The following is a 24,537-nucleotide window of genomic DNA, read 5'->3' as shown; positions in this document are numbered from 1 at the left end:
CTTTCCCTGAATGCGGCCCCGTCATAGCCCGGTCTGGCGGGGGGATGCAAAACCTTGCAGGAAGTCCTGCGCCAGGTCCGTGGCGCGGTCCCGGGCGGGTTCGTCGAACTGCAGCGCCGACAGGGCCGAGCGTTCGCGCTGGTCAAAGCCGTGGTCGGTGCCGGCAAGGGTTTCGACCTGCAGCCGCGTGCCCTTGGCCGTCAGCGTCGCGGCCATCTTGCGGCAGGCGCCGGGGTCGGTGATGCTGTCGTTCTGCGCCAGGATCATCAATCCCTGGACGTGACCCGGCCAGGCCGCGCGACCGGCGCCGCTGAGCACCCCGCAATAGGGGTAAAGCAGCAGCACCGGCCCGACCTGCGCGGCCAGGCTTTCGGGCGGGGCGGGCCAGGCGGTCAGGCCGGGCGGCACCGCGCCGTCGCCCAGGTCGGCCATCAGCTCCATCACCGACCAGCTGCCGTGCGAGGCGCCAAGCAGCGCCACATCCGAGGCGTCGATCCCCGCCATCCCGCGCAGGGCGGTCAGCGCCGCGGCGATGTCGCCCGCCCGTTCCGCCCCGGGCAGGACCTGGCCCGCGCAGACCGCGCGCCAGGACTGCGCCAGGGTCAGGCCGCGCGGCGCGTGGCTGTCCAGGATCAGCGCGGCGCGGCCCTGGGCCAGCATGACCCCGGCCCACCAGTCCATGTTGTCATGCACCCCGTCGCAGCCCGACAGCAGGATCGCCGCCTTGTGGGGGCCGGGTCCCGGCGGGCGCAGCAGGCGCCAGGCCGGCCGCAGCAGGGTGTCGCGTTCCTCGGGCGTATGGGCGATGGGCTGCCAGCCGGCCGCGTTCCGCGCCGTGTTCAGTGCCAGCAGCACCACCACCAGCCCCGCCACCGCTGCGGCCAGGATCAGCCGTTGTCGCATCCAAGCAGTCCGCCCTTGCCGCATTTCGCCTTGAGCCGGTCGGTGTCGGCCTGCGTCCACCCCTCGGGGGCGGTCACCGATACCCAGCCGTCGATGTATTCCTCGGCGTCGTAGATATGGCCGAAGCCCGGCGGGGTCGAGGTCGAGATCAGCATGTCCACGGCCAGTTGAAGCTGCGTGACGATGGGCGTGAACCCCAGCGCCGGCGACACGTCCGGGGCGAGCGGCTCGTTCATCCACTCGGGCCTGCGCCAAAGCGAGGTCGGGCTGTAGAACACGATGGCGTCGCTGGCGTGCTGCAGGAACAGGATGCGCAGCCGCCCCCAGGGCCGGCCCGAGCGGTCGGGCGGTGCGAACTGGCTGGCATAGCGGATGACCTCTCCGTCATCGACCTCGGGCAGGATCAGGGGGCTGGCGGGGTCGCGGGCGCTGTTGGCCTGGCGCCACAGGGTCGAGGGGAACGGCGGCCCGACCCAGAACGCGCCCGAGACGGGTTCGTTCATCATCTGGAACGGGTTGAAGGCATACATCGACGACCATGCCCCCAGCGAGATCCCGTGCAGGTAAAGTCGCGGCCTGCGATCGAGGGGCAGGCTGCGCCAATGGTCATAGACCAGGCGGGTCAGCGCGGTCGTCTGCTCGAGCCCGGCATCGGTTTCGAAGATCAGCGCCAGCGGGCTTTGCAGATAGGAATACTGCACCGCCACCGTCGCCACGTCGCCGTTGTGCATGTTTCCAGCGCGTCGTAGCGGCCGGGTCCATCCAGCCGGTGCCGGTGGGGCTGGCCACGACCAGCACCTTGCGGTCGAAGGCGCCGCGCGCAGCATCTCGTCCAGGGCCAGGCGGGCGCGGTCCTCGGCGTCCTTTTCCTGCGCCAGGCCGATGTAGATGCGCCGCGGTTCGCGCGCGGGCCGGCCGGTAAAGGCCGAGATCGCGGCGGCGCGCGGGCCGCCGGTGACGAAGTCGCGCCCCGGCGCGCCCATCAGCCCCCATTCCGCGACCGAACCGGGGCCGCCCGATTGCCAGCCCTCGGACGGGGGCGGGGTGTTCGGGTCGGTCAGGTGCTGGGCGGCGGCGTAGGAGCTGTCGGCCATCCGCATGGCCGCGTTCACCACCCCGTCGCGGGTCAGCGTGACCACGATCATCGCCGCCAGCAGCAGCCCCAGCACATTGGCGCTGGCGACCGGGATATGGCGCGCCAGCCGCAGGCGCAGCAGGTCGAACAGCCCCTGCACCAGCTTGCCGATGACGAACAGCACCAGAAACACCGCCGCCGCCAGCAGCAGCATCTTGGTGGTGTTCGTCGCCTCGACCAAAGGCATGTCCATGCGCAGGCGGATGCTGTTCTGCCAGTCGTCCGCCAGCGCCACGCAGCGCACCAGCACCGCCAGCACCGGGACCGCGACGACGGCATGCGCGATGGTGGCGCGCCGGCCGGCCAGCACCGGGATCTGCAGCGTGCGCCACAGCGCCAGCAGGAACTGCGTCGCCAGATAGCCCGCCGCCATCGAAACGCCGGCCAGCGCGCCCTGCATGATCCAGTCCCGCGGGATCAGCGACGGCGTCAGCGAGGCGGCGGCGAACAGCAGGCCCGAAAGCAGCGGCAGGACCGAAAACATCTGGCAGCGCCTCCCTTTGGGCCGCGGGCGGGGTTGGTCGTGGCGCCGGTCCGGGGTCTCGGGATGGGCCTTCCCGCGCAGGTTAGGGGCGGGCCGGTTGAAAGAAAAGGCCCGGCTGCACCGCGGCTTGCCCGGTCAAACCGGCGCGCGAAGGCGTCGGCGCCTGTTCGGGCCCCTTGCCGCAGGGCAGGAAGGAAACGGTTGCAGCCCGCAGGACGACCTGCCGCGCCAGATCTATCGGCGCGCGAGCTTTGCCGATTTCGCCACCAGCATCTTGCGGCGCAGGGGCGTCAGGTGATCGACATAGAGCTTGCCGTCCAGATGGTCGATCTGGTGCTGGACCGAGGTGGCCCAGAGGCCGACGAAATCCCGGTCCTCGATCTCGGCGCGGTCGTTCAGGAAGCGCACGGTCACCGCGCGGGGACGCTCGATCCGGGCGAAGACGCCGGGCAGGTTCGGGCTTGCCTCGTCATGGGCGCGCATCTGGGTGCTGGCGTGCAGCACCTCGGGGTTGGCCAGCGGATCGCCTGGCCGCGCTTGTCCGAGGCGTCGACCACCGCCAGCGGCAGCAGATGCCGATCTGCGGCGACGGCCAGGCCCAGGCCCGGCATCGCGTCCATGGTGTCGATCATGTCGCCCGGATCATCCGCACGGTTTCGGTGATCGCCTGGACCGGCTCGGCCGGGATGTGCAGGCGGCGGTCCGAATAGGGCAGGAAGGGGCGGATGGTCATGGGCGGCCTTGGCAGGGGATGGCCGCGCCCTATCACGCCCGCGACCGAAGGTAAATCCGGCCGCCGCTGGTGGCGAGGGCGCTGGAGGCGCGCCCGGGACCCTGGACCGTCCCGGCCGGCGCCACCCCGACCGGAAGGCTGCCGAAGGACGATGCCGGGACGGGCGGCAGGGGCAGGCCGCCCTGGCAAAAGGCCGCCCATTCGTGCCGGTGCGGCTGCGAAGCCGGGCACGGGCGGACGGCCCGGGCGCCCAGCAGGCAGCCGGTGGCGAAGGCAAGGAAGGTCAGAAACAGGATCATGGCGGTTCCCCGGTTGCGATGGGGACAGCCTAGCAGAACCCGCCGCAGGATCACCCGGACGCCAGGGATTTTAACGATTTCGCTGCACTTCGCGCCGCGCCGCGCGGTCGATGATGAGGCGGCCGTCCAGGTGGTCGGCCTCGTGCTGGGCGATGCGGGCCTCGATCCCCGTCAGGTCAGCCGTGCAAAGCGTGCCCATCAGGTCGAAGAAGGCGACCGAGACGGCAGCGGGGCGGGTGACGGCGACCGGCTGGCCAGGGATCGACAGGCAGGTTTCCTCGGCCGTCTCGTCGGGGCCGGCAAGGGGGGTGATCTGCGGGTCCAGAAAGACGCGGGGGCAGGGCGCGTCGGCCTTCCAGCCGGCATCCATGACGAAGATGCGCACCGGCTCGCCGATCTGGGGGGCGGCCAGGCCGCGCCCGCCGGCATGATAGAGCGTCGCCAGCAGGTCGCCGGCCAGCTGGCACAGGCTGTCCCAGTCCAGCGCCCCGGCGGGTTCGCACCGCTGGCGCAGGATCGGGTCGGGGTGCAGGACGACCGGGCGCACCCGGCCCCGGCGGAGCAGCGCGGCCGGATCGGGCGGGCGGGGCGCGCCCGCCAGATCGGCTGCGGTCAGCGGCTCAGGCACGGGCCCTCTCGCGTTTCAGCTTGACCATCTTGCGCGTGATCATCTGGCGCTTGATCGGGCCCAGGTAGTCGATGAACAGCCGCCCGTCGAGATGGTCGATCTCGTGCTGGGCACAGGTCGCCCAAAGCCCGTCGAAGTCGCGTTCGTGCGTCTTGCCGTCCAGGCCCAGCCAGCGGACCTTGACCTGGGCCGGACGGGTCACGTCGGCGTAGTGGTCGGGGATCGACAGGCAGCCTTCCTCATAGGTGTTCAGCGCCTCCGAGGTCCAGGTGACCTCGGGGTTGACCATCACCAGAGGGTCGCGCGGCGCCTTGGGGTCCTTGTTGCAGTCCATGACGTAAAGCCGCGACAGCACGCCGACCTGCGGCGCGGCCAGGCCCACGCCCGGCGCGTCGTACATGGTCGCCAGCATGTCGGCGGCCAGGGTCTCGACCTCGGGCGTGATGCGGGCCACCGGCTCGCAGATCCTTTTCAGCCGGGGATCGGGATGAAGAAGAATATTCAGCATGCTCATGCGTATCACTTAGGCGAAGGGTTCAAGCCGCGCAACAAGCCGTTATTGTGGGGCCCGACTATCAGGAGAATGCCATGCCAGCCGCAGATTTCGACGAACCCATCGACCGCCTGGGCACGCTGTGCTCGAAATGGGACGATATGCACAAGATCTTTGGCGTCGCGCCGCAGGACAGCATCGCGATGTGGGTCGCCGACATGGACTTTCGCCCCCCCGCCCCGGTCCAGCAGGCGGTCGAGGCGATGGCCCGGCACGGCATCTATGGCTATCCCGGCGAACACCGCCCCTATCTGGAGGCGATTCGCTGGTGGATGCAGAACCGCCACGGCTGGACGGTCGAGCCGGAATGGATCCTGACCGCGCACGGGCTGGTCAACGGGACCGCGCTGTGCGTGGACACCTTTACCGCGCCCGGGGACGCGGTCGTGCTGATGACGCCGGTCTATCACGGCTTTGCCCGCGTCATCCGCGCCGCCGGGCGCGGGATCACCGAATTTCCGCTGGTCGTGGAGGACGGCGAATACCGCATGGACTGGGAGGGCTGGGCCGGGCTGATGACGGGCCGCGAGAGGATGCTGGTGCTGTGTTCGCCCCACAATCCCGGCGGCCGCGTCTGGTCCGAGGCCGAACTGCGCCAGGTGGCCGAGTTCTGCGCCGCCCATGACCTGATCCTGGTCTCGGACGAAATCCACCATGACCTGGTGCTGCCCGGCAGCCCGCGCCATCATGTGCTGGCGCGGCTGGTCCCCGAGGCCGCGCCCCGCCTGGTCACGCTGACCGCCGCGACCAAGACCTTCAACATCGCCGGCGCCCATATCGGCAACCTGATCGTGGCCGACCCCGACCTGCGCCGGCGGCTGTCGCAGCGGTTCATGGCGCTGGGCATCTCGCCGGGGCTGTTCGGGCTGAACATGGTCGCCGCCGCCTATTCGCCCGAGGGCGCGGCCTGGGTGGACGATCTGGTCGCCTATCTGGACGGCAACCGGCAGGTCTTTGACCGGGGGATCGCGGCGATCCCGGGCCTGCGCTCGATGCCCTTGCAGGCGACCTACCTGGCCTGGGTCGATTTCGCCGGCACCGGCATGGCCCCCGCCGAGATCGAGCGCCGCATCGCCCATGACGCCCGCATCGCGGCCAGCGGCGGCGCATCCTTCGGCACGGGGGGCGAAAGCTTCGTGCGCTTCAACCTGGCGACGACGCGCGCCCGGGTCGAGGCTGCGGTCGAGCGCATGAGCCGCGCCTTTGGCGACCTGCAATAGGAGGGGCAGGGGATGAAGCGGCTGGCGGGCCTGTTCTCGGTTGCGGCGCTGCTGTTCCTGACCTGGGGCGGCTGGGTGCTGCTGCGGCCCGCGCCGCAGCTTGCGTTGCTGCCCGAGGGGCCGGGGATCGGCGTGGCGCCGGGGCTGGAACGGCTGCCGGGCCTGCCGGACCTCGGCATCCCCGACACCTACCTGCCGCAGACCGCCCCGGACGAGATCGAGCTGGTTTCCCCGGTCGACCGCATCCTGGTCGAGAAATCGGCCCGGCGCATGACGGTCTATCAGCGCCAGGGCCCGCCCAAGACCTATCGCATCGCCCTGGGTTTTTCGCCCGACGGCGACAAGTCCCGGCAGGGCGACGGCCGCACGCCCGAGGGCATCTTCCGCATCGACCGGTTGAACCCGCAAAGCCGCTTTCACCTGTCCCTGGGCATCGACTATCCTCAGCCCCGCCACCGCGAGGCCGCGCGCCGCGCCGGCCACAGCCCCGGCGGCGACATCATGATCCACGGGCAGCCGAACCAGATCCCCGACGGCTTCCGCGTCAAGGGCGACTGGACCGAGGGCTGCATCGCCGTCGCCGACCACGAGATGGACGAGATCTTCGCCATGACCCGCCTCGGCACCGAGGTCGAGATCCGGCCCTGATCCCCCCTCCTCTTGCCGCCCGTTCTGCCCAAGGATAAGGCAGGAGCCATGCGCCTTGATCCTTATCTTCCCCATCTGCGCGCCACGCTGGCGCTTGGCCTGCCGCTGGTCGGCAGCCACCTGTCGCGCATGGCGATCGGCGTCGCCGATACCGTCATGGTCGGCTGGTACGGGGTGAGCGAACTGGCCGCGCTGGTCATCGCCACCTCGTTCTTTCACATCCTGTTCTTTCTGGGCATGGGCTTCGGCATCGGCGTCATGGGCCTGATCGCCGCGGCCATCGCGCGCGGCGACGAGGTCGAGGTCCGGCGCTCGGCTCGGATGGCGCTGTGGCTCTCCATCGGCTACGGCGTGCTGGCGCTGCCGGCGATGTGGTATTCCGAACCGATCCTGCTGGCGGTGGGTCAGGCGCCGGTGGTGGCGGAACTGGCGCAGGAATACCTGCGCATCGCCGGGTTCGGGCTGGTCGCGGTGCTGTGCCAGCTGACGCTGGCCAGCTATCTGGCCGCGATGGAGCGCACCCAGGTCGTCCTGTGGATCACGCTGGCCGGGTTGCCGCTGGTCGTGTTCCTGAACTGGGTGCTGATCTTCGGCAATCTCGGCGCGCCCGAGATGGGGGTCCGGGGCGCGGCCATCGTCGCCGTCGTGGTCCAGTTCCTGCAGCTTGGGGCCATCGCGGGCTATGCGGCCTGGCTGCCCGCCGCGCGCCGGCACCACCTGTTCCAGCGTTTCTGGCGCCCCGACTGGGCCGAGATGCGGCAGGTCTTTGCCCTGGGACTGCCCATCGGCCTGACCATGGTGGCCGAGGGCGGGCTGTTCGTCGGCTCGAACGTCATGATGGGCTGGATCGGCACGCGCGAACTGGCGGCCCATGGCATCGCGCTGCAGATCGCCTCGATCACCTTCATGCTGCATCTGGGCATGTCGAACGCCGCGACCGTGCGCATCGGCCAGGCCAAGGGGCGGGGGGACGCGCAGGGCATGCGCGACGCCGGGGTGACGGTCATCGGCATATCGGTGGTCCTGGCGCTGCTGGCGGTCGCCGCCTTCGAGCTGTTCCCGCGCCAGCTGGTGGGCCTGTACCTGGACGCCACCCACCCGGAGACGCCCGCCATCGTCGAACTGGCGGCGGGCCTGCTGTTCTATGCGGGCCTGTTCCAGCTGATGGACGCGATGCAGGTGATCGGCCTGGGGCTGCTGCGCGGCGTGCAGGATACGCGCGTGCCGATGATCCTGGCCGCGATCAGCTATTGGGTGGTGGGCATGCCCGTGGCCTACGGGCTGGCCTTTGTCCTGGGGTTGGGTCCGGCGGGGCTGTGGCTGGGCCTTGTCGTGGGCCTGAGCTTTGCGGCCGTCCTGTTGATGCGGCGGTTCTGGCGCGGATTTGCCCGCGGGGACTGGACCCCGGCCCCGGCCACAGTCTAGGGTCCGGGACAAAGCCCAAGGAGATCCGCCATGCGCCCGGTCTTTGTCCAGTTCCGCTGCACCCCCGGAAAGACCTACGAGGTCGCCGACGCGATCTATGACCGCGAACTGGTCAGCGAGCTTTACTCGACCTCGGGCGAATACGACCTGCTGGCCAAGATCTATGTCCCCGAGGACCAGGATGTGGGCCACTTTCTGGCCGAGAACCTGTTCGACATCCCCGGCATCGTGCGCACCCTGACCACGATGACCTTCAAGGCGTTCTAAGGGAGAGGGCTCTGCCCCCGTCGCGTGCCGCGACTCCCCCGGGATATTTGGACACGAAAGAAGCCATCGGGGACTCTTGCGCGGACACCGGATTTGCGGTTTCTGTCGCGGTCATGGACCGATTGCGCTTTGCCCCCATTCCCGACGGCCTGCCGGCCACCGTCCCGTTTACCGGACCCGAGACGCTGGAGCGGCGGCGCGGCGCGCCTTTCACAGCCCGGCTCGGCGCGAACGAGAACGGCTTTGGCCCCACACCCTTGGCGGTCGAGGCGATGGTCCGGACGGCGGCCGAGGCGTGGAAATACGGCGATCCCGACAGCCATGCGTTGCGAAGCGTGCTGGCCGCGCATCATGGCGTCGCGCCCGGGCACATCATGCTGGGCGAGGGCATCGACGGGCTGCTGGGCCTGCTGGTGCGGCTGGTCGTGGCGCCGGGCGAGACGGTGGTGACCTCGGACGGCGCTATCCGACCTTCAACTATCACGTTGCGGGCTTTGGCGGGCGCTGATCAAGGTACCCTATCGCGACGATGCCGAGGACCCCGATGCCCTGCTGGCCGCGGCCCGCGATCACGGCGCGCGGCTGGTCTATCTGGCCAACCCCGACAATCCGATGGGCAGCTGGCACCCCGGCGCGAGGATCGAGGCGATGCTGGCCGATCTGCCCCAAGGCGCGCTGCTGGTGCTGGACGAGGCCTACGCCGAATTCGCCCCGGCCGAGGCGATCCCCCGCATCGACCCGGCCGACGACCGGGTGATCCGGTTCCGCACCTTTTCCAAGGCCTATGGCATGGCGGGCGCGCGGATCGGCTATGCCACCGGGCCCGAGCCGCTGATCGCGGGCTTCGACCGCATACGCAACCATTTCGGCATCAACCGCATCGCGCAGGCGGGGGCGCTGGCCGCGCTGGCCGATCGCGACGGCCTCGAGCGGGTCTGTCGCGCGGTGGCTGCCGCCCGCGCGCGCCTGGAGGCCATCGCCCGCGACAAGGGCTGCGTGCCTGTCCTCGGCCACGAATTTCGTCGCCATCGACTGCGGCGGCGATGGTGCCCTGGCCCGGCGGGTGCTGGATGCGCTGGCCGACCTGGGCATCTTTGCCCGAATGCCCGGCGTCGCGCCGATGGACCGCTGCATCCGCGTGTCCTGCGCGCCGGACCCGGAGCTCGACGCCTTCGCCCAGGCCTTGCCGCGGGCGCTGGCCAAGGCGCGGCAAGGCTGAGGGTTTCCTCGTTGCCCAAATACCCATGCGGCCGCGCCGCAAGCGCAGGTCAGTCCAGCGGCAGCGCGGTCGTGGCCTTCAGCTCCTCCATCGACAGCAGCGCGGTGACGTTGTGGATCCGCACCTCCGAGATCAGCGCCTGGTAGAAGCGGTCATAGGCCCGCGCGTTCCGGACCCGCACCTTCAGGATGTAGTCGATATCGCCGGCCAGCCGGTGCGCCTCGATCACCTCGGGGCGGGCGCGGACGGCGGCCAGGAAGCGGCGCGCCCAGTCGGGATCGTGTTCGCTGGTGCGGATCAGCACGAAGAAGCAGGCGTCCAGCCCCAGCGCGTCGGGGTCCAGCAGCGCCACCTGGCCGCGGATCACCCCCGCCTCACGCAGCTTGCGGATTCGGTTCCAGACCGGGGTCTTGGACGCCCCCACCCGGTTCGCGATGTCGTCAAGCGACAGGGTGGCGTCCTCTTGCAGCAGGGACAGGATTTTGCGGTCCACCTCGTCCAGCCGGAAGGGCGTTTGTCTGTCTTGGCTCATGGCGAAACCTGATCCTGTGGCGGGCGCGGGAATGCGGACCTGTTTCTTATTTTTTCGCCCTACTCGTCAATATGGCGAAGAATTTTCTATATAGAGGGGACCCAATCCGAAAGGCAAAGGCGATGTCAAAAGGCTTCATCCCGTCCGCTGCGAAACCCGGTGTCATCACCGCAAACGACCTGCGCCTGGGTCATTGCGTCTGGATGCGCGACGGGGGCTGGACCGCCGACCCGCGCGAAGCCGAGCTTTTCGGGACGCGAGACGCGACGAACTGGCGCTGCTGGAAGCGAACAGCCAGGCCAATCTGGTCGTCGGTCCCTATCTGGTCGAGGCCCGCCGCGGTCCCGACGGCCGTCCCGAGCCCACCCATTTCCGCGAGGCCTTCCGCCGCCGCGGGCCCTCGAACTATTTCCACGGCATCCAGGCCGAACTTTCCTCTTCCGACGCCGAGGTCAGCCATGTTTGATGCCCGCCCTCAGCACAACGAATACCTGCGCCACCGGGCCCAGCAGTTCCGCAGTCAGGTGCAGCGCCGTCTGGACGGTTCGCTGACCGAGGACGAATTCCGCCCGCTGCGGCTGATGAACGGCGTCTATCTGCAGTTGCATGCCTACATGCTGCGGGTGGCGATCCCCTATGGCACGATCAGCCCCGACCAGATGCGCACGCTGGCGCTGCTGGCCGAGAAATGGGACAAGGGCTATGGCCATTGGACCACGCGCCAGAACATCCAGTACAACTGGCCGAAGCTGATCGACATTCCCGACATGCTTGACGCGCTGGCCGACGTGGGCCTGCATGCAATCCAGACCTCGGGGAACACCATCCGCAACGTCACCACCGACGCCTATGCCGGCGCCGCCGCCGACGAGGTGGCCGATCCGCGCCCCTATGGCGAGCTGATCCGGCAATGGTCCACGGATCACGCGGAATACCAGTTCCTGCCGCGCAAGTTCAAGATCGCCATTACCGGCTCGGAAAACGACCGGGCGGTGATCGCGGCCCATGACATCGGGCTGCGGCTCAAGCGCAACGACCGGGGCGAGACGGGCTATCAGGTCTGGATCGGCGGCGGCCTGGGCCGCACGCCCATGATCGGCCAGGTGGTGCGCGAGTTCCTGCCCGAGCCGGATCTGCTGCCCTATCTGGAAGCGATCATCGCGGTCTACAACCTGTCGGGCCGGCGCGACAACAAGTACAAGGCCCGGCTGAAGATCACCGTGGCCGAGCGCGGCCTGGACGTGATGCGCGAGGAGATCGAGGCCGAGTTCCTGAACCGCCGGGCGGTCTTTACCGGCGTCGACCAGGATTATTTGGACAGGCTGAAGGCCCTGTTCGCCGCCCCCGCCTTCCGCGATGCGCCCGAGGGCGATTACCAGGCGAAGCGGGCCGAGAACCCTGCCTTCCGCAGCTGGACGGACACTAACCTGACGGCCCACAAGGCGCCGGGCTATGCCAGCGTCAAGGTCAGCTTCAAGGCGCCGGGCCAGACCCCGGGCGACGCCTCGGCCGAACAGATGCGGCTGCTGGCCGATCTGGCCGAACGCTACGGCCACGCCGATCTGCGCATCAGCCACGACCAGAACGTGGTCTTACCCCATGTCCACAAGTCGGACCTGTTCGCGCTCTACCAGGAGCTCAAGGGCGCCGGGCTTGCCACCGCGAACGCGGGGCTGATCAGCGACATCATCGCCTGCCCGGGCATGGACTATTGCGCGCTGGCGACGGCCCGCTCGATCCCGCTCGCGCAGGAGATCGCCGAGCATTTCCGCGCCCGCGACCTCGAGGACGAGATCGGCCGGATCGACATCCGCATCTCGGGCTGCATCAACGCCTGCGGCCACCACCACCTGGGCCATATCGGCATCCTGGGGCTGGATCGCGCGGGGGTCGAGAACTATCAGATCACGCTGGGCGGCGACGGCTACGACATCCCGGCCATAGGGCAAAAGCCGGGCGCGGGCTTCCCGGCCGAAGAGGTCGTCGGCGCCATCGACCGGCTGATCGACGCCTATCTGGAACTCCGGTCCTCGCCCGAGGAGCGCTTCATCGACGCCTATCGGCGCGTGGGAATGGCGCCGTTCAAGGCGGCGCTGTACGAAGCCCATGCTTGACGACACGCTCGAGGCGCGCGCCTCGCGGTTGAACGACCGCTACAAGCACCACGCCGCGACCGAGGTGCTGCGCCGGGCGCTGCGCGATCCCGACCTGGGGTCCAGCACGCTGGTGTCGTCCTTTGGCTCGGAATCCGTGGTGCTGCTGCACATGGTCTCGGTGGTGGCGCCGGGTACGCCGGTGCTGTTCATCGACACGATGATGCTGTTCCAGGAAACGCTGGACTACCAGCTCGAGGTCACGCAGAAGCTGGGCCTGACCGACGTGCGGGTCATCCGCGCGACCGAGAAGGAGGTCGCGCTGAACGACCCGGACGGCACGCTGCACCAGTTCAACACCGATGCCTGCTGCGATTTCCGCAAGACCATTCCGCTGGAACGCGAGCTGTCGAAGTTCGACGCCTGGATCACCGGGCGCAAGCGCTTCCAGGGCGGCCAGCGCCAGGAACTGGAGTTCTTCGAGGCCGAGCCGCCGTCGCGCCTGCGGATCAATCCTCTGGCCCACTGGCGGCGCGAGGACGTTCAGGACTATATGGACGACAACAACCTGCCGCGCCATCCGCTGGTCGCCAAGGGCTATGCCTCGATCGGCTGCGCGCCCTGCACCTCGCCCATCAAGCCGGGCGAGGATCCGCGGGCGGGCCGCTGGCGCGGCAGCCAGAAGACCGAATGCGGCATCTATTTCATCGGCGGCAAGATGGTCCGCGCAGGAGCGAATGCATGAGCGAGTTTGTCCTTGTCCGCGACGACGGCTTTCACCCCCATGACGGGGCCGAGCCCGTCGTTCTGGCCCCCGACACCGACCCGGCGACCCTGGGCAACTACCTGAACCAGGAACTGGTCGCGATCGACTTCCCCTCGTTCAGCGACGGCCGGGGCTTCAGCCTGGCGCGGATCCTGCGCGAGAAGGGGTATCAGGGCCGCCTGCGCGCCGTCGGCGGGCTGATCGCCGATCAATACGCCATGGCCCGCCGCGTGGGCTTTGACGAGGTCCAGATCAGCGCCGCCCTGGCCGAGCGCCAGCCGCAGGACCAGTGGCTCTATCGCGCCGACTGGAAGGAATGGGATCATCGCGCGCGTCTGGCAGGCTGAGGCCCTTTGGCAACCCACCACGACGCGCTCCTCGGGCCGGGGTTTTCCCGGCCCTGATTGTAACGTAGATAGACACGGACTTGACATGACTCTGGATGTTCCCGTGGCCGATGCCGCCGCCAAACCCGCCAAGACCCTGCCCGACGCCCAGACCGTGACCGCTGTCCGGCACTGGACCGACCGGCTGTTTTCGTTCCGCGTGACCCGGCCGGCCAGCCTGCGCTTCCGTTCGGGCGAGTTCGTGATGATCGGCCTGCCCGGCGACAACGGCAAGCCGATCCTGCGCGCCTATTCCATCGCCTCGCCGGCGTGGGACGACGAACTGGAATTCTATTCAATCAAGGTGCCGGACGGGCCGCTGACCTCGAAGCTGCAGAACATCCAGGTGGGCGACGAAATCATCCTGCGTCCGAAGCCGGTGGGCACGCTGGTCCTGGACGCGCTGCTGCCCGGCAAGCGTCTGTGGTTCCTGGCCACCGGCACCGGCATCGCGCCTTTCGCCAGCCTGATGCGCGAGCCGGAAAGCTATGAGCGGTTCGAGCAGGTCATCATGATGCACACCTGCCGCACCGCCGACGAACTGGCCTATGGCCGCGAACTGGTCGAGAACCTGCGCCACGACCCCCTGCTGGGCGAGCTTTACGGCGAGGATTTCGCAAAGCGCCTGCTGTATTACCCGACCACCACGCGCGAGGACGGCCCCTTGATGGGTCGGATCACCGACAACCTGACCTCGGGCAAGGTGTTTCGGGACCTGGGCCTGCCGCCCATGGACCCGGCGACCGACCGGGCCATGATCTGCGGCAGCCTGGCCTTCAACACCGACGTCAAGGAGGTGCTCGAGGGCTTTGGCCTGCGCGAGGGCGCGAACAGCGATCCAAAGGAATTCGTGGTCGAGAAGGCCTTCGTCGGCGACGGCATCTGAGCCCGCGCCGGGGGGGTCACGCCCCCGGACCCCCATGGGGTATTTCGGAAACGGAGAAAGCCCGGCGTTGACAGTCCGCCGGGCTGTGCCCATGTTCCGGCGCCGAATCATGCGAAGGAATTTTCATGCCTGTCGTCGTCGTTGAATCTCCGGCCAAGGCCAAGACGATCAATAAATACCTGGGCGACGACTATACGGTTCTGGCGTCCTTCGGCCATGTCCGCGACCTGCCGCCCAAGGATGGCAGCGTCGATCCCGAAGCCGATTTCGCCATGAAATGGGAGGTTGCGGCGGATAGCCGCAAGCACGTCAAGGCGATCAAGGATGCGCTGGCAAGCGACCCGAACCTGATCCTGGCGACCGACCCCGACCGCGAGGGCGAGGCGATCTCCTGGCACCTGCTGGAGACGCTGGCGCCGGCCCTGAAGAAGGGCGCCGAGGTCAGCCGCGTCACCTTCAACGCCATCACCAAGAATGCCGTGACCGAGGCCATGGCCAACCCGCGCCAGATCGACCAGCCGCTGGTCGATGCCTATCTGGCGCGCCGCGCGCTGGATTACCTCGTCGGCTTCAACCTGTCGCCGGTCCTGTGGAGGAAGCTGCCCGGCGCCAAGTCGGCCGGCCGGGTGCAGTCGGTCGCCCTGCGCATCATCGTCGACCGCGAGATGGAGATCGAGGCCTTCAAGCCCCGCGAATACTGGTCGGTGCATGCCCGCCTGGCCACCCCGCGCGGCGATGAGTTCGACGCCACCATGACTGTCTTCGGCGGCAAGAAGCTGGAACGCTTCGACATCGCCGACGGGGAAACCGCGCAGCTGGCCGTGGCCGCGATCCAGTCGCGCGATCTGTCCGTCGCCAGCGTCCAGGCCAAGCCGGCCAGCCGCAATCCCTGGCCGCCCTTCATGACCTCGACCCTGCAGCAGGAAGCCAGCCGCAAGCTGGGCCTGGGGGCGCGGGCCTGCATGTCGGCGGCGCAGCGGCTCTATGAGGCCGGCCACATCACCTATATGCGGACCGATGGCATCGACATGGCCCCCGAGGCCGTCATGGCCGCCCGCGACGCGATCAAGGCCCGTTTCGGCGCGGAATACCTGCCGAAGAGCCCGCGCATGTACAAGAACAAGGCCAAGAACGCCCAGGAAGCGCACGAGTGCATCCGCCCGACCGACATGATGCTGTCGCCCGACAGGCTGCCGGTCGCGGACAAGGACCAGAAGGCCCTGTATGACCTGATCTGGAAGCGCACCATTGCCAGCCAGATGGAATCGGCACGCATGGAGCGCACCACGGTCGAGATCGCCAGCCCCGACGGCCAGGTCGGCCTGCGTGCCACCGGGCAGGTGATGCTGTTCGACGGCTTCCTGCGTGTCTATGACCAGGGCCGCGACGACGAGGACGAGGATGACGGCCGCCGCCTGCCGCTGATCCAGGAAGGCGAGGCGACCGAAAAGCGCAGCGTTACCCCCGAGCAGCATTTCACCCAGGCACCCCCGCGCTATACCGAGGCGACCCTGGTCAAGCGCATGGAAGAACTGGGCATCGGCCGGCCCTCGACCTATGCCAGCATCGTGACGACGATCCAGGACCGCGATTACGTCCGCAAGGAACAGAACCGCCTGATCCCCGAGGACAAGGGCCGGCTGGTCACGATCTTTCTGCAGAAATACTTCCCGCGCTATGTCAGCTACGACTTTACCGCCAACCTGGAAGGCGAGCTCGACGACATCAGCTCGGGCGAGCGCGCCTACCGCGAGGTGCTGCGCCGCTTCTGGCGGGACTTCACCGCCGCGCTGGAAGGCACCAGCGAATTGCGCATCGGCGAGGTGCTGGAGGCCATCGACGAGGCCCTGGCGCCGCATCTCTATCCGCCGCGCGCCGATGGCGGCGACCCGCGCGAATGCCCGCTCTGCCACAAGGGGCGGCTGCATCTGAAGACGGCGCGCTCGGGTGGGGCCTTCATCGGCTGCACCAACTATCCGGAATGCCGCTTCACCCGTCCGATCAGCAGCCCCGATGCCGAGATTGTCGGCGATGCCGTGCTGGGCGAGGACAACGGCGATCAGATCAGCCTCAAGAATGGCCGCTTCGGTCCCTATGTGCAGCGGGGCGAAGCCACGGCCGAGAACCCCAAGCCGCCCCGCGCCTCGATCCCCAAGGGCTGGGACCTGGCCTCGGTCGATCTGGACCGGGCACTGGCCCTGCTGGCCCTGCCGCGCGAGATCGGCCCGCACCCCGAGGACGGCGTGCCCGTCGAGGCCGGGATCGGCCGCTACGGCCCCTATGTGAAGCATGGCGCGAAATACGCGAACCTGCCCGATGTGGACGAAGTCTTCACCATCGGCATGAACCGCGCCGTCGAGGTTCTGGCCCAGAAGGCGACCCGAGGCCGGGCGGCCCCGGCCGCGCCTCTGGCCGAACTGGGCGAGCATCCCGAAGGCGGGCCGGTTCAGGTTCTGGCCGGCCGCTACGGCCCCTATGTCAAATGGGGCAAGGTCAATGCGACCCTGCCGCGCGACCTGGAGCCCGGGGCGGTGACGCTGGAGCGGGCGCTGGAGCTGATCGCCGAAAAGGCCGGCAAGTCGGGCAGGAAACCTGCGAAGAAGCCCGCCGCCAAGGCCGAAAAGGCCCCCGCCAAGAAGGCCACGGCGAAAAAGCCCGCGGCTAAAAAACCCGCCGCGACCAAGAAGGCTGGCGCCCGGAAGGCCGAGTGATCGCCTCGGTTCGGCGCCGTCCATCGGTATTCGGGAAACAGAGACGAGCTGGCCCGTTTTCACTGTTTTTCAAATACCCGAACGCGGCATCCGCCATGGGCGGAACGTTTGGGTTTTGATCCCCGCCCATCCGCTGCTAGGCTTCCCCCAGGGTTGCAGCGGAGGCGGGATATGCGGATTTCAGGATTGGCCATTGCGGGCTTGCTGCTGGCGGGCCCGGCGGGCGCGCAGCAGGCCACGATCTTTTCCGAAATGGACCGTATCCACCCGGTCTGGGCGGAAAACGGCATGGTCTCGGCGCAGGAGCGGCTGGCGGCCGAGATCGGGCGCGACATCATGGCCAAGGGCGGCAATGCGGTCGACGCCGGCGTCGCGGTCGCCTTTGCGCTTGCGGTGACGCTGCCGCGGGCGGGCAATCTGGGCGGCGGCGGCTTCATGCTGGTCCATGATGCCGAAACCGGCCGGACGCAGGCCATCGACTATCGCGAATGGCGCCCTCGGGGGCCAGCCGCGACATGTTCCTGGACGACAAGGGCGAGGCGGACAGCGACAAGTCGCTTTATACCGGCGCGGCCTCGGGCGTACCGGGGACCGTCGCGGGCATGCGGATGGCGCTGGACACCTACGGCTCGATGCCCTGGGCCGATGTCATCGCCCCCGCCATCCGTCTGGCCGAGGAGGGGATCATCGTCACCCCCGACCTGGCCGACAGCCTGGAGGCCGAGCGCGAGGCGCTGATGAAGCATCCCTCGACGGCGAAGATCTTCTTCAAGGACGGCGGGGCGGGCTATCGCCCGGGCGAACGCCTGGTGCAGGCCGACCTGGCGGCGACGCTGAAAAAGGTCGCCGCCGAGGGGCCGGACGGGTTCTACAAGGGCGCGGTTGCGGAGAACATCGCCAAGGCCGTGCAGGCGGCCGGCGGGCCGATGACGGTCGAGGACCTGGCCGCCTACAAGCCCGTGCTGCGCAAGCCGGTGCGGGGAAGCTATCGCGGATACGAGATCGTCTCGATGCCGCCGCCGTCCTCGGGCGGGGTGCACCTGATCCAGATCCTGAACACGCTGGAGGGCTATCCCATCGGGGCGCTGGGGCACAACACCGCCGAGACGATCCACCTGATGGCCGAGGCGATGAAGCTGGCCTATGCCGACCGCTCGGAATACCTGGGCGACCCGGATTTCGTCGACGTCCCGGTCGCGGCCCTGACCAGCAAGGACTATGCGGCCGAGCTGCGCGGCAAGATCAGCGCGGAATACGCGACGCCCTCGGCCATGATCGGACCGGGCGATCTGGCGCCCTACGAATCCGACCAGACCACGCATTTCTCGGTCGTGGACAAGGCGGGGAACGCGGTTTCGAACACCTATACCATCAACCTGAACTATGGTTCGGGGCTGGTGGCCGAAGGCACGGGCGTCCTGATGAACAACGAGATGGACGATTTCTCGGCCAAGCCCGGGGTGCCCAACGCCTTCGGCCTGGTGGGTGGCGACGCCAATGCCGTGCAGGCCGGCAAGCGGCCGCTGTCCTCGATGACGCCGACCATCGTGCTGAAGGACGGCGAAACCTGGCTGGTCACCGGCTCGCCCGGGGGTGCGCGGATCATCACCACCGTGTTGCAGGTCGTCATGAACATGATCGACCACGGCATGAACGTGGCCGAGGCCTCGACCGCGCCGCGCGTCCATCACCAGTGGCTGCCCGACGAGTTGCGCATCGAGGAGGGGATCAGCCGCGACACCCTGCGCCTGCTGGCCGCCAAGGGGCACACGATTTCCGAAAAGCCGGTGATGGGATCGACCCAATCGATCATGCGCGACCCGGCCAGCGGGGCGCTGCTGGGGGCGTCCGACCCACGCCGGCCGGATGCGGCGACGCTGGGCTATTGACCCAGGTAGTCGCGCAGGACGACGGCGTTGTTGTGCTGTTCGTCCCTGGCCGCATAGAGCAGCACCAGCGGTCCCTGTGCGGCCAGCCGGCGCAGTTCGGCGACCGCCTGCGGGTTGGCGTCCAGTTCGGCGGTGTAGCGGCGGCGGAACTCGGGCCATTTCGCGGGGTCGTGGGCGAACCAGTGGCGCAGGTCCTCGGACGGGGCGATGTCCTTCAGCCAGGGCGCATCGCCAAGCTCGGCATGGCTGATGCCGCGCGGCCATAGTCGGTCGACCAGGACCGTCCGCCCCTCGTTTTCGGCGGCCGGTTCATAGACCCGCCGGATCGAGATCCTGTGCATCGTCCCGTCCCTTCCTGCCTCGCGTTGACTTGGTTTCGGAAACCGCCCAAAACAAGCCTGACAAGCGTGGAGGGATGGATGAAAAAGGTCTATGCGAGCGCGGACGCCGCTCTGGACGGCCTGTTGAAGGACGGGATGCTGATCGCGGCCGGGGGGTTCGGGCTTTGCGGCATCCCGGAGCTGCTGATCGAGGCGATCCTGAAGGCCGGGACGAAGGACCTGACCATCGCCAGCAACAACTGCGGCGTGGACGGCTTTGGGCTGGGCAAGCTGCTGGACAGCCGCCAGATCAGGAAGATGATCTCCTCCTATGTCGGCGAGAATGCGGAATTCATGCGCCAGTATCTCTCGGGCGAGCTGGAACTGGAGTTCAACCCGCAGGGCACGCTGGCCGAGCGGATGCGGGCCGGCGGCGCCGGCATCCCGGGCTTCTATACGAAAACCGGCGTCGGCACCGTCATCGCCGAGGGCAAGGACCACAAGGACTTCGACGGCGAGACCTATATCCTGGAACGCGGCATCGTCGCGGACCTCGCCATCGTCAAGGGCTGGAAGGCCGACGAGAGCGGCAACGTGATCTTCCGCAAGACCGCGCGCAACTTCAACGTGCCGGCGGCGAAATGCGGCCGCGTCTGCGTCTGCGAGGTCGAGGAGATCGTCCCGACCGGCAGCCTCGACCCCGACGCGATCCACCTGCCGGGCATCTATGTCCACCGCCTGATCCAGGGCAGCCACGAAAAGCGCATCGAACAGCGCACGACCCGTTCGCGCGTCTCCGACACGACCCGCAAGAAGGAGGCCGTCTGATGCCTTGGGACCGGAACCAGATGGCGGCGCGGGCCGCGCAGGAGCTGCAGGACGGCTGGTACGTGAACCTTGGCATCGGCATCCCGACGCTGGTGGCGAACTACATCCCCGAGGGCGTCGAGGTGACGCTGCAGTCCGAGAACGGCATGCTGGGGATCGGCCCCTTCCCCTATGAGGGCGAGGAAGACCCCGACCTGATCAACGCCGGCAAGCAGACCGTGACGGAACTGCCGCAGACCGCCTATTTCGACAGTGCCGACAGCTTTGCCATGGTCCGCGGCGGCAAGATCGCCATGGCGATCCTGGGCGCGATGGAGGTCGCCGAGAACGGCGACCTGGCGAACTGGATGATCCCCGGCAAGCTCGTGAAGGGCATGGGCGGGGCGATGGACCTGGTCGCGGGGGTGCGTCGGGTGGTGGTGGTCATGGACCACACCAACAAGGCCGGCGAGTCGAAGGTGCTGAAGGCCTGCACGCTGCCGCTGACCGGGCAGGGCGTGGTCAACCGCATCGTGACCAACCTGGGCGTTCTGGACGTGGTCGAGGGTGGATTGAAGATCGTCGAACTGGCCGATGGCGTCAGCGAGGACGAGATGCGCGCGGCGACCGAGGCGACCATCGTCGGGTGACGCCCGCGAAGGGAGGGGGCCGTCTGCCCCCTCTTGCGGCTTCGCCGCAGTTCACCCCCGAGGGTATTTGCAAAACGGAGAAAGCGCTTGCCATTGGGGCCTGACGAGATCGTCGCGCTGTTCACCCGCGACGGGAATTATCTGTGCGCCCGATGGGGGCGGCCGGTCGCGCCGGTGATCTTCGGCCTGTCGGACGAGACGCTGGACATCTTTCGCCGCGTGACCCTTGCCGCCCTTGGCCATGCCGGGATCCCCATGGCCGAGACCGACCCCGAGATGGGGGCGAACATGATGACGTTCTTTCTGCGCGACTGGGACGAGTTGGACGCCATCCCCGACCTGGAGCGGCTGACCGGCCAGGCGGGGCTTGCGGCGCGGCTGAGGGCCGGGAAGGCAGATCAGTACCGGATCTTTCGCTTTGATCCCGATGGCGGCATCCGCGCCTGCATCACGCTGGTCAACATGGGGGGCGGTCTGGCCGATGCCCATCCGGCGCAACTGGCCGAGGCGCTGGCAATGCGCGCCCTGCTGACCTTTGCGTGCGAGGTCACTCCGTCTCCGGCGCTGGCGCGGCTGATCCGGGCGGCCTAGATCCGGTCATGCCTGCCGCCGCCCGCGATCCCTCGCACGCCCTGCGCCTTGCCGCGCGGCTGCACGCGACCTGAAGCATTCTTTCGTGTCCAAATATCCTCCGGGGGAGTCGTCGGTACGACGACGGGGGTGGAAAACCCCCGCGACGGATCAGTCAGGAGACAGCCCATGCACCAGTTCCCCCTCCGCGTCTATTACGAGGACACCGATCTTGCCGGCATCGTCTATTATGCCAACTACCTGAAGTTCATCGAACGCGGCCGCAGCGAGTGGCTGCGCGACCGCGGCGTCGACCAGGTCGCGATGAAGGACCAGGGCCTGGTCTTTGTCGTGCGCCGGATCGAGGCGGATTACCTGTCGCCCGCACGCTTCGACGACGCGCTGGTCGTGCAGTCGCGGGTGGTCGAGATGGGCTCGGCCCGCATTGCGCTGTGCCAGAAGGTGGTGCGCGACGGCACGGTGCTGTTTTCCGCCGTGGTCACGCTGGTCTGCATCAACCAGGCGGGCCGGCCGGTGCGGATGCCGCGCCCGGTTGCCGAGCGGCTGACGCAGAATTGAGACGCGCAAGGCTTTGTCATCCCCGCCGCGTCTGCTAAGCGGCAGGCCAGAAGCCGCAGCCAGCGGCCATAGCACAGGCCTTGATTGATGGAACAACTCGCCGGAGCCGGGACGCCGGTCGATTTCTCGCTGATCGCGCTGTTCGCGCGCGCCTCGCTGACGGTCCAGATCGTGATGGTGATCCTGGTCCTGGCCTCGGTCTGGGCCTGGGCGATCATCATCCGCAAGATCATCATCTTTAACGCCGCGCGACGCGAGGCCGACAAGTTCGACCGCGCCTTCTGGTCGGGCCAGCCGCTGGACGATCTTTACGACCGCATCGGGGATGATCCCAAGGGCGCGTCCGAGCGGATCTTTGCGGCCGGGATGAACGAATGGCGCCGCAGCCACCGCGACGATGGCGGGCTGATCGCGGGGGCGACCGCGCGAATCGACCGCGCCATGAGCGTGGCGATCAATCGCGAGAGCGACCGGCTGACTGCGGGACTGCCGTTCCTGGCGACGGTGGGGTCGACCGCGCCCTTCATCGGGCTGTTCGGCACCGTCTGGGGCATCAAGACCGCCTTCGAGGAGATCGCGATTTCGCAGAACACCTCGCTGGCCGTGGTGGCGCCGGGCATCGCCGAGGCGCTGGTCGCGACCGCGCTGGGGCTGCTGGCCGCGATCCCGGCGGTGGTGCTGTACAACAAGCTCAGCGCCGACAGCGACCGGCTGACCGGCAATTACGAAAGCTTCGCCGACGAATTCTCGACCATCCTGTCGCGCCAGCTGGACGACGCGTGATGGGCGCGGGGGTCGTCAGAAAGGCCCGCAAGGGGCGCGGCCGCAGCCGCAGCCAGCCGATGGCCGAAATCAACGTCACGCCCTTTGTGGACGTGATGCTGGTGCTGCTGATCATCTTCATGGTCGCGGCGCCGCTTCTGACCGTGGGCGTGCCGCTGGAACTGCCCAAGACCGCCGCGCAATCCGTCCCGGCCGAGCCCGAGGAACCGCTGGCCGTGTCCGTCACGCCCGAGGGGCCGATCATGGTGATGAACACCGAGGTCCCCGAGGAGGAGCTGATCACCCGGCTGCGCGCCGTGGCCGAGGAACGCCAGAGCGACAAGATCTATCTGCGGGCGGATGGCTCGATTCCCTATGCGCGGATCATGCAGGTGATGGGCGCGCTGAACGCCGCCGGCTTCAACAACATCGTGCTGGTCACCGACACCGGCGGACCGCGCATGGACGCGGGCGTGGAAGGCTAGCGATGGACCGCGCCGACCGCATCGGCTGGTGGGTTTCGGGAGCGGCCCATGCCGGCATCCTGGGCTTTGCCGTTCTGGGCGGCGCCCTGTTCCGGCCCCAGCCGCTGGAGGCCGTGCGCATGGCCGAGGTCTCGACCATGTCCGAGGCAGAGTTTCAGGCGCTTGCCGCCGCGGCCGAGGGGAAGGCGCCCCTGTCCGAGGCCGCCGCGACCACCCCGGCCCAGCCGCGCGCGCCCGCCGACGAGGACAGCGCCGGCGCGCCCGAGGCACGGCCCCCCCGCGCCGGATGCGGCGGCGGCGGAACGGCCCGGCCTGCGGCACGCCCGGAATCGGGCCCCGTCCCTCCGCTTTCCAGGATCAGGCTGGCCCGTCGCGGTGGCGACCCTGGCGCCGCAGCCGCGCCAGCCTGCCTCGGACGACGGGGCGGCGCCGCCGGCCCCCGCGTCGCGTCCCGAACCGGCGCGCGAGGCGGCCCAGCCGCAATCCCCCGCTCCGGTGCCGCAGCGCTCGGCGCAGGCGCCGGTCGAATCCGCACGGCCCCGGGGCCGGCCCGAAGCGGTCGCGCAGGCCGCCCAGGCCCGGCGCGAGGCCGCCCTGGCTGCCCAGCGGCGCGAGGCGGTGCTGGCCCGCGAGGCCGAGGAAGCCGCTGCCGCCGAAGCTGCCGCCGAGCGGCGCGAGGCCGAGGCCAGGCGCACGGCAGGACCGCGCGGCCGATGCCGCGCGAGGCTGCCCGTCGCGAAGAGGCCGAGGCCGCCGCTGGCCGAGGCCGCGGCAGAGCGCGCCCGTCGCCAGGCCGCCGCCGAGAAGGCCGAAGCCGCCGCCGCCGAGGAGCGCGCGGCCGAGGAGCGTACCGCGGAACGCCGCGCGGCGGCCGAGCGCCGCGCCCAGGCGGAAAGGGCCGAGAAAGCGGCCGCCGAAAAAGCCGCCGCCGAGAAGCGCGCGGCTGCGGAAAAGGCCGCCGCCGAAAAAGCCGCCGCCGAGAAGAAGGCGGCTGCCGAGAAGCGTGCCGCCGCCGAAAAGGCCGAAAAGGCCGCGGCCGAGAAGAAGGCCGCCGAGGCCGCCGCTGCCGCCAAGGCCAGAGAGCGTGCCGAGGCCGAGCGCAAGGCCGCAGAAGCCGCCGAGAAGAAGGCCGCCGCCGCTGCCGAAAAGAAAAGGCAGGAAGGCGCGGCCGGAACCGGCGGGGGCGGGGCTGCCGCCAGCGGCCCGCCGCTGAGCCAGGGCGAAAAGGACGGCTTCCGCATCGCGGTCGAGGCCTGCTGGAACATCGGCTCGCTGTCCAGCGAGGCGTCGCGGACCAAGGTGTCGGTCCAGTTCGACATGACGCCGGACGGGCGGGTGGAATCCTCCTCGCTGCGCATGATCGGGCACGAGGGCGGCTCGGACGCCGCCGCCAAGCAGGCCTACGAGGCGGCGCGGCGCGCCATCCTGCGCTGCCAGAAGGACGGCTACAAGCTGCCGGCCGAGAAATACAACCGCTGGAAAACAACCATCATCGACTTCAATCCGGGCGGGGGGGCGCGGATCAACTAGGGCCATGGCATCCCCCCGTTCCCGCCGGTATCCTGCAACCAGACCTCCAGAGGCGAT

24 protein-coding genes and 4 pseudogenes are annotated in these 24,537 nt (G+C 68.8%); 19 read left to right on the top strand and 9 right to left on the bottom strand.

Going from position 1 to position 24,537, the window contains the following annotated elements:
• Positions 1-21 precede the first annotated feature (21 nt).
• The 6 genes and pseudogenes from DPM13_RS04940 to def all read right to left on the bottom strand — a co-directional run bounded on the left by DPM13_RS04940 (position 22) and on the right by def (position 4,696).
• Complete coding sequence (locus DPM13_RS04940) at positions 22-903, bottom strand: dienelactone hydrolase family protein (RefSeq protein WP_112887560.1); 882 nt, start codon at positions 901-903, stop codon at positions 22-24.
• The gene (locus tag DPM13_RS04935) at positions 888-2,522 is read right to left on the bottom strand and encodes an alpha/beta hydrolase (RefSeq protein WP_223252350.1); all 1,635 of its coding nucleotides are present in this window, start codon (positions 2,520-2,522) and stop codon (positions 888-890) included. Before DPM13_RS04935 ends, DPM13_RS04940 begins: the two co-directional genes overlap by 16 nt.
• 234 nt (positions 2,523-2,756) lie before the next feature.
• A pseudogene (locus DPM13_RS04930) lies at positions 2,757-3,255 on the bottom strand (peptide deformylase).
• 32 nt (positions 3,256-3,287) lie between these two features.
• Positions 3,288-3,554, bottom strand: a complete 267-nt coding sequence (locus DPM13_RS04925; RefSeq protein WP_112887559.1) for a hypothetical protein — start codon at positions 3,552-3,554, stop codon at positions 3,288-3,290.
• Between the two features lie 70 nt (positions 3,555-3,624).
• Complete coding sequence (locus DPM13_RS04920; protein ID WP_080620944.1) at positions 3,625-4,182, bottom strand: peptide deformylase; 558 nt, start codon at positions 4,180-4,182, stop codon at positions 3,625-3,627.
• Positions 4,175-4,696 (bottom strand): peptide deformylase, encoded by a 522-nt coding sequence (gene def, locus DPM13_RS04915; RefSeq protein ID WP_112887558.1) that lies wholly within the window; start codon positions 4,694-4,696, stop codon positions 4,175-4,177. The genes DPM13_RS04920 and def overlap by 8 nt, the downstream gene beginning before the upstream one ends.
• A 74-nt stretch (positions 4,697-4,770) precedes the next feature.
• Here def and DPM13_RS04910 point away from each other — a divergent pair, with 74 nt between their 5' ends.
• The 5 genes and pseudogenes from DPM13_RS04910 to DPM13_RS04890 all read left to right on the top strand — a co-directional run bounded on the left by DPM13_RS04910 (position 4,771) and on the right by DPM13_RS04890 (position 9,514).
• Entirely contained in the window at positions 4,771-5,955 is a 1,185-nt protein-coding gene (locus DPM13_RS04910; RefSeq protein WP_112887557.1) for a MalY/PatB family protein, read from the top strand.
• Positions 5,956-5,967: 12 nt separating this feature from the next.
• Positions 5,968-6,603: a L,D-transpeptidase family protein gene (locus DPM13_RS04905; RefSeq protein ID WP_028719500.1), complete on the top strand. Its 636-nt coding sequence runs from the start codon at positions 5,968-5,970 to the stop codon at positions 6,601-6,603.
• A gap of 48 nt (positions 6,604-6,651) precedes the next feature.
• Complete coding sequence (locus DPM13_RS04900; protein WP_112887556.1) at positions 6,652-8,028, top strand: MATE family efflux transporter; 1,377 nt, start codon at positions 6,652-6,654, stop codon at positions 8,026-8,028.
• A gap of 30 nt (positions 8,029-8,058) precedes the next feature.
• Positions 8,059-8,295 carry an Lrp/AsnC ligand binding domain-containing protein gene (locus tag DPM13_RS04895; protein ID WP_028719498.1) on the top strand — a complete coding sequence of 79 codons (237 nt, stop codon included), beginning with the start codon at positions 8,059-8,061 and terminating at the stop codon, positions 8,293-8,295.
• A 113-nt stretch (positions 8,296-8,408) separates the two neighbouring features.
• Positions 8,409-9,514: pseudogene (locus tag DPM13_RS04890) on the top strand (pyridoxal phosphate-dependent aminotransferase).
• Between the two features lie 49 nt (positions 9,515-9,563).
• On the opposite strand, the gene DPM13_RS04885 reads toward DPM13_RS04890, so the two are convergent.
• The gene (locus DPM13_RS04885) at positions 9,564-10,046 is read right to left on the bottom strand and encodes an Lrp/AsnC family transcriptional regulator (RefSeq protein WP_028719496.1); all 483 of its coding nucleotides are present in this window, start codon (positions 10,044-10,046) and stop codon (positions 9,564-9,566) included.
• A 71-nt stretch (positions 10,047-10,117) separates the two neighbouring features.
• On the opposite strand from DPM13_RS04885, the pseudogene DPM13_RS04880 reads away from it, so the two are divergent.
• From DPM13_RS04880 to topA, 6 genes and pseudogenes are all read left to right on the top strand, one after another.
• Positions 10,118-10,512, top strand: a pseudogene (locus DPM13_RS04880) (DUF2849 domain-containing protein).
• Positions 10,505-12,160, top strand: a complete 1,656-nt coding sequence (locus DPM13_RS04875; protein WP_112887555.1) for a nitrite/sulfite reductase — start codon at positions 10,505-10,507, stop codon at positions 12,158-12,160. Before DPM13_RS04880 ends, DPM13_RS04875 begins: the two are co-directional and overlap by 8 nt.
• A complete protein-coding gene (locus tag DPM13_RS04870) occupies positions 12,153-12,884 on the top strand; it encodes a phosphoadenylyl-sulfate reductase (RefSeq protein ID WP_080620939.1) in 732 nt (243 codons plus the stop codon). Before DPM13_RS04875 ends, DPM13_RS04870 begins: the two co-directional genes overlap by 8 nt.
• Positions 12,881-13,252: a DUF934 domain-containing protein gene (locus DPM13_RS04865; protein WP_099648063.1), complete on the top strand. Its 372-nt coding sequence runs from the start codon at positions 12,881-12,883 to the stop codon at positions 13,250-13,252. The genes DPM13_RS04870 and DPM13_RS04865 overlap by 4 nt, the downstream gene beginning before the upstream one ends.
• Positions 13,253-13,337: 85 nt before the next feature.
• Positions 13,338-14,177, top strand: a complete 840-nt coding sequence (locus tag DPM13_RS04860; protein ID WP_036762664.1) for a ferredoxin--NADP reductase — start codon at positions 13,338-13,340, stop codon at positions 14,175-14,177.
• A 125-nt stretch (positions 14,178-14,302) separates the two neighbouring features.
• Positions 14,303-16,888: a type I DNA topoisomerase gene (topA, locus tag DPM13_RS04855; RefSeq protein WP_112887554.1), complete on the top strand. Its 2,586-nt coding sequence runs from the start codon at positions 14,303-14,305 to the stop codon at positions 16,886-16,888.
• A 180-nt stretch (positions 16,889-17,068) separates the two neighbouring features.
• Here the strand turns inward: topA and DPM13_RS26615 are convergent, their stop codons facing one another.
• Positions 17,069-17,335 (bottom strand): hypothetical protein, encoded by a 267-nt coding sequence (locus DPM13_RS26615; protein WP_397246484.1) that lies wholly within the window; start codon positions 17,333-17,335, stop codon positions 17,069-17,071.
• On the opposite strand from DPM13_RS26615, the pseudogene ggt reads away from it, so the two are divergent.
• Positions 17,225-18,777: pseudogene (ggt, locus tag DPM13_RS04850) on the top strand (gamma-glutamyltransferase). The gene DPM13_RS26615 and the pseudogene ggt sit on opposite strands and share 111 nt — an antisense overlap.
• Here ggt and DPM13_RS04845 read toward each other — a convergent pair.
• On the bottom strand, positions 18,771-19,118 hold the full coding sequence (locus DPM13_RS04845) for a DUF488 domain-containing protein (RefSeq protein WP_112887553.1): 348 nt from the start codon (positions 19,116-19,118) through the stop codon (positions 18,771-18,773). The pseudogene ggt and the gene DPM13_RS04845 overlap by 7 nt on opposite strands.
• Positions 19,119-19,196: 78 nt before the next feature.
• Here DPM13_RS04845 and DPM13_RS04840 point away from each other — a divergent pair, with 78 nt between their 5' ends.
• From DPM13_RS04840 to DPM13_RS04810, 7 genes are all read left to right on the top strand, one after another.
• Positions 19,197-19,925, top strand: coding sequence for a CoA transferase subunit A (locus tag DPM13_RS04840; RefSeq protein WP_112888701.1), 729 nt, complete (start codon positions 19,197-19,199; stop codon positions 19,923-19,925).
• A complete protein-coding gene (locus DPM13_RS04835; protein WP_112887552.1) occupies positions 19,925-20,554 on the top strand; it encodes a CoA transferase subunit B in 630 nt (209 codons plus the stop codon). The genes DPM13_RS04840 and DPM13_RS04835 overlap by 1 nt, the downstream gene beginning before the upstream one ends.
• Positions 20,555-20,641: 87 nt before the next feature.
• On the top strand, positions 20,642-21,145 hold the full coding sequence (locus DPM13_RS04830; protein ID WP_397245711.1) for a hypothetical protein: 504 nt from the start codon (positions 20,642-20,644) through the stop codon (positions 21,143-21,145).
• 168 nt (positions 21,146-21,313) lie between these two features.
• Positions 21,314-21,703, top strand: coding sequence for a tol-pal system-associated acyl-CoA thioesterase (gene ybgC, locus DPM13_RS04825; RefSeq protein ID WP_028719484.1), 390 nt, complete (start codon positions 21,314-21,316; stop codon positions 21,701-21,703).
• 87 nt (positions 21,704-21,790) lie between these two features.
• The gene (gene tolQ, locus DPM13_RS04820) at positions 21,791-22,486 is read left to right on the top strand and encodes a protein TolQ (RefSeq protein ID WP_080620930.1); all 696 of its coding nucleotides are present in this window, start codon (positions 21,791-21,793) and stop codon (positions 22,484-22,486) included.
• On the top strand, positions 22,486-22,950 hold the full coding sequence (locus tag DPM13_RS04815) for an ExbD/TolR family protein (RefSeq protein WP_028719482.1): 465 nt from the start codon (positions 22,486-22,488) through the stop codon (positions 22,948-22,950). Before tolQ ends, DPM13_RS04815 begins: the two co-directional genes overlap by 1 nt.
• A gap of 375 nt (positions 22,951-23,325) precedes the next feature.
• Positions 23,326-24,480 (top strand): protein TolA, encoded by a 1,155-nt coding sequence (locus tag DPM13_RS04810; RefSeq protein WP_223252349.1) that lies wholly within the window; start codon positions 23,326-23,328, stop codon positions 24,478-24,480.
• Positions 24,481-24,537 lie beyond the last annotated feature (57 nt).

Source organism: Paracoccus mutanolyticus, assembly GCF_003285265.1.
GTDB classification, from domain to species: Bacteria; Pseudomonadota; Alphaproteobacteria; order Rhodobacterales; family Rhodobacteraceae; genus Paracoccus; species Paracoccus yeei.
The sequence above is the reverse complement of the archived record's forward strand: the minus strand, read 5'-3'. Positions and strand labels throughout refer to the sequence as shown.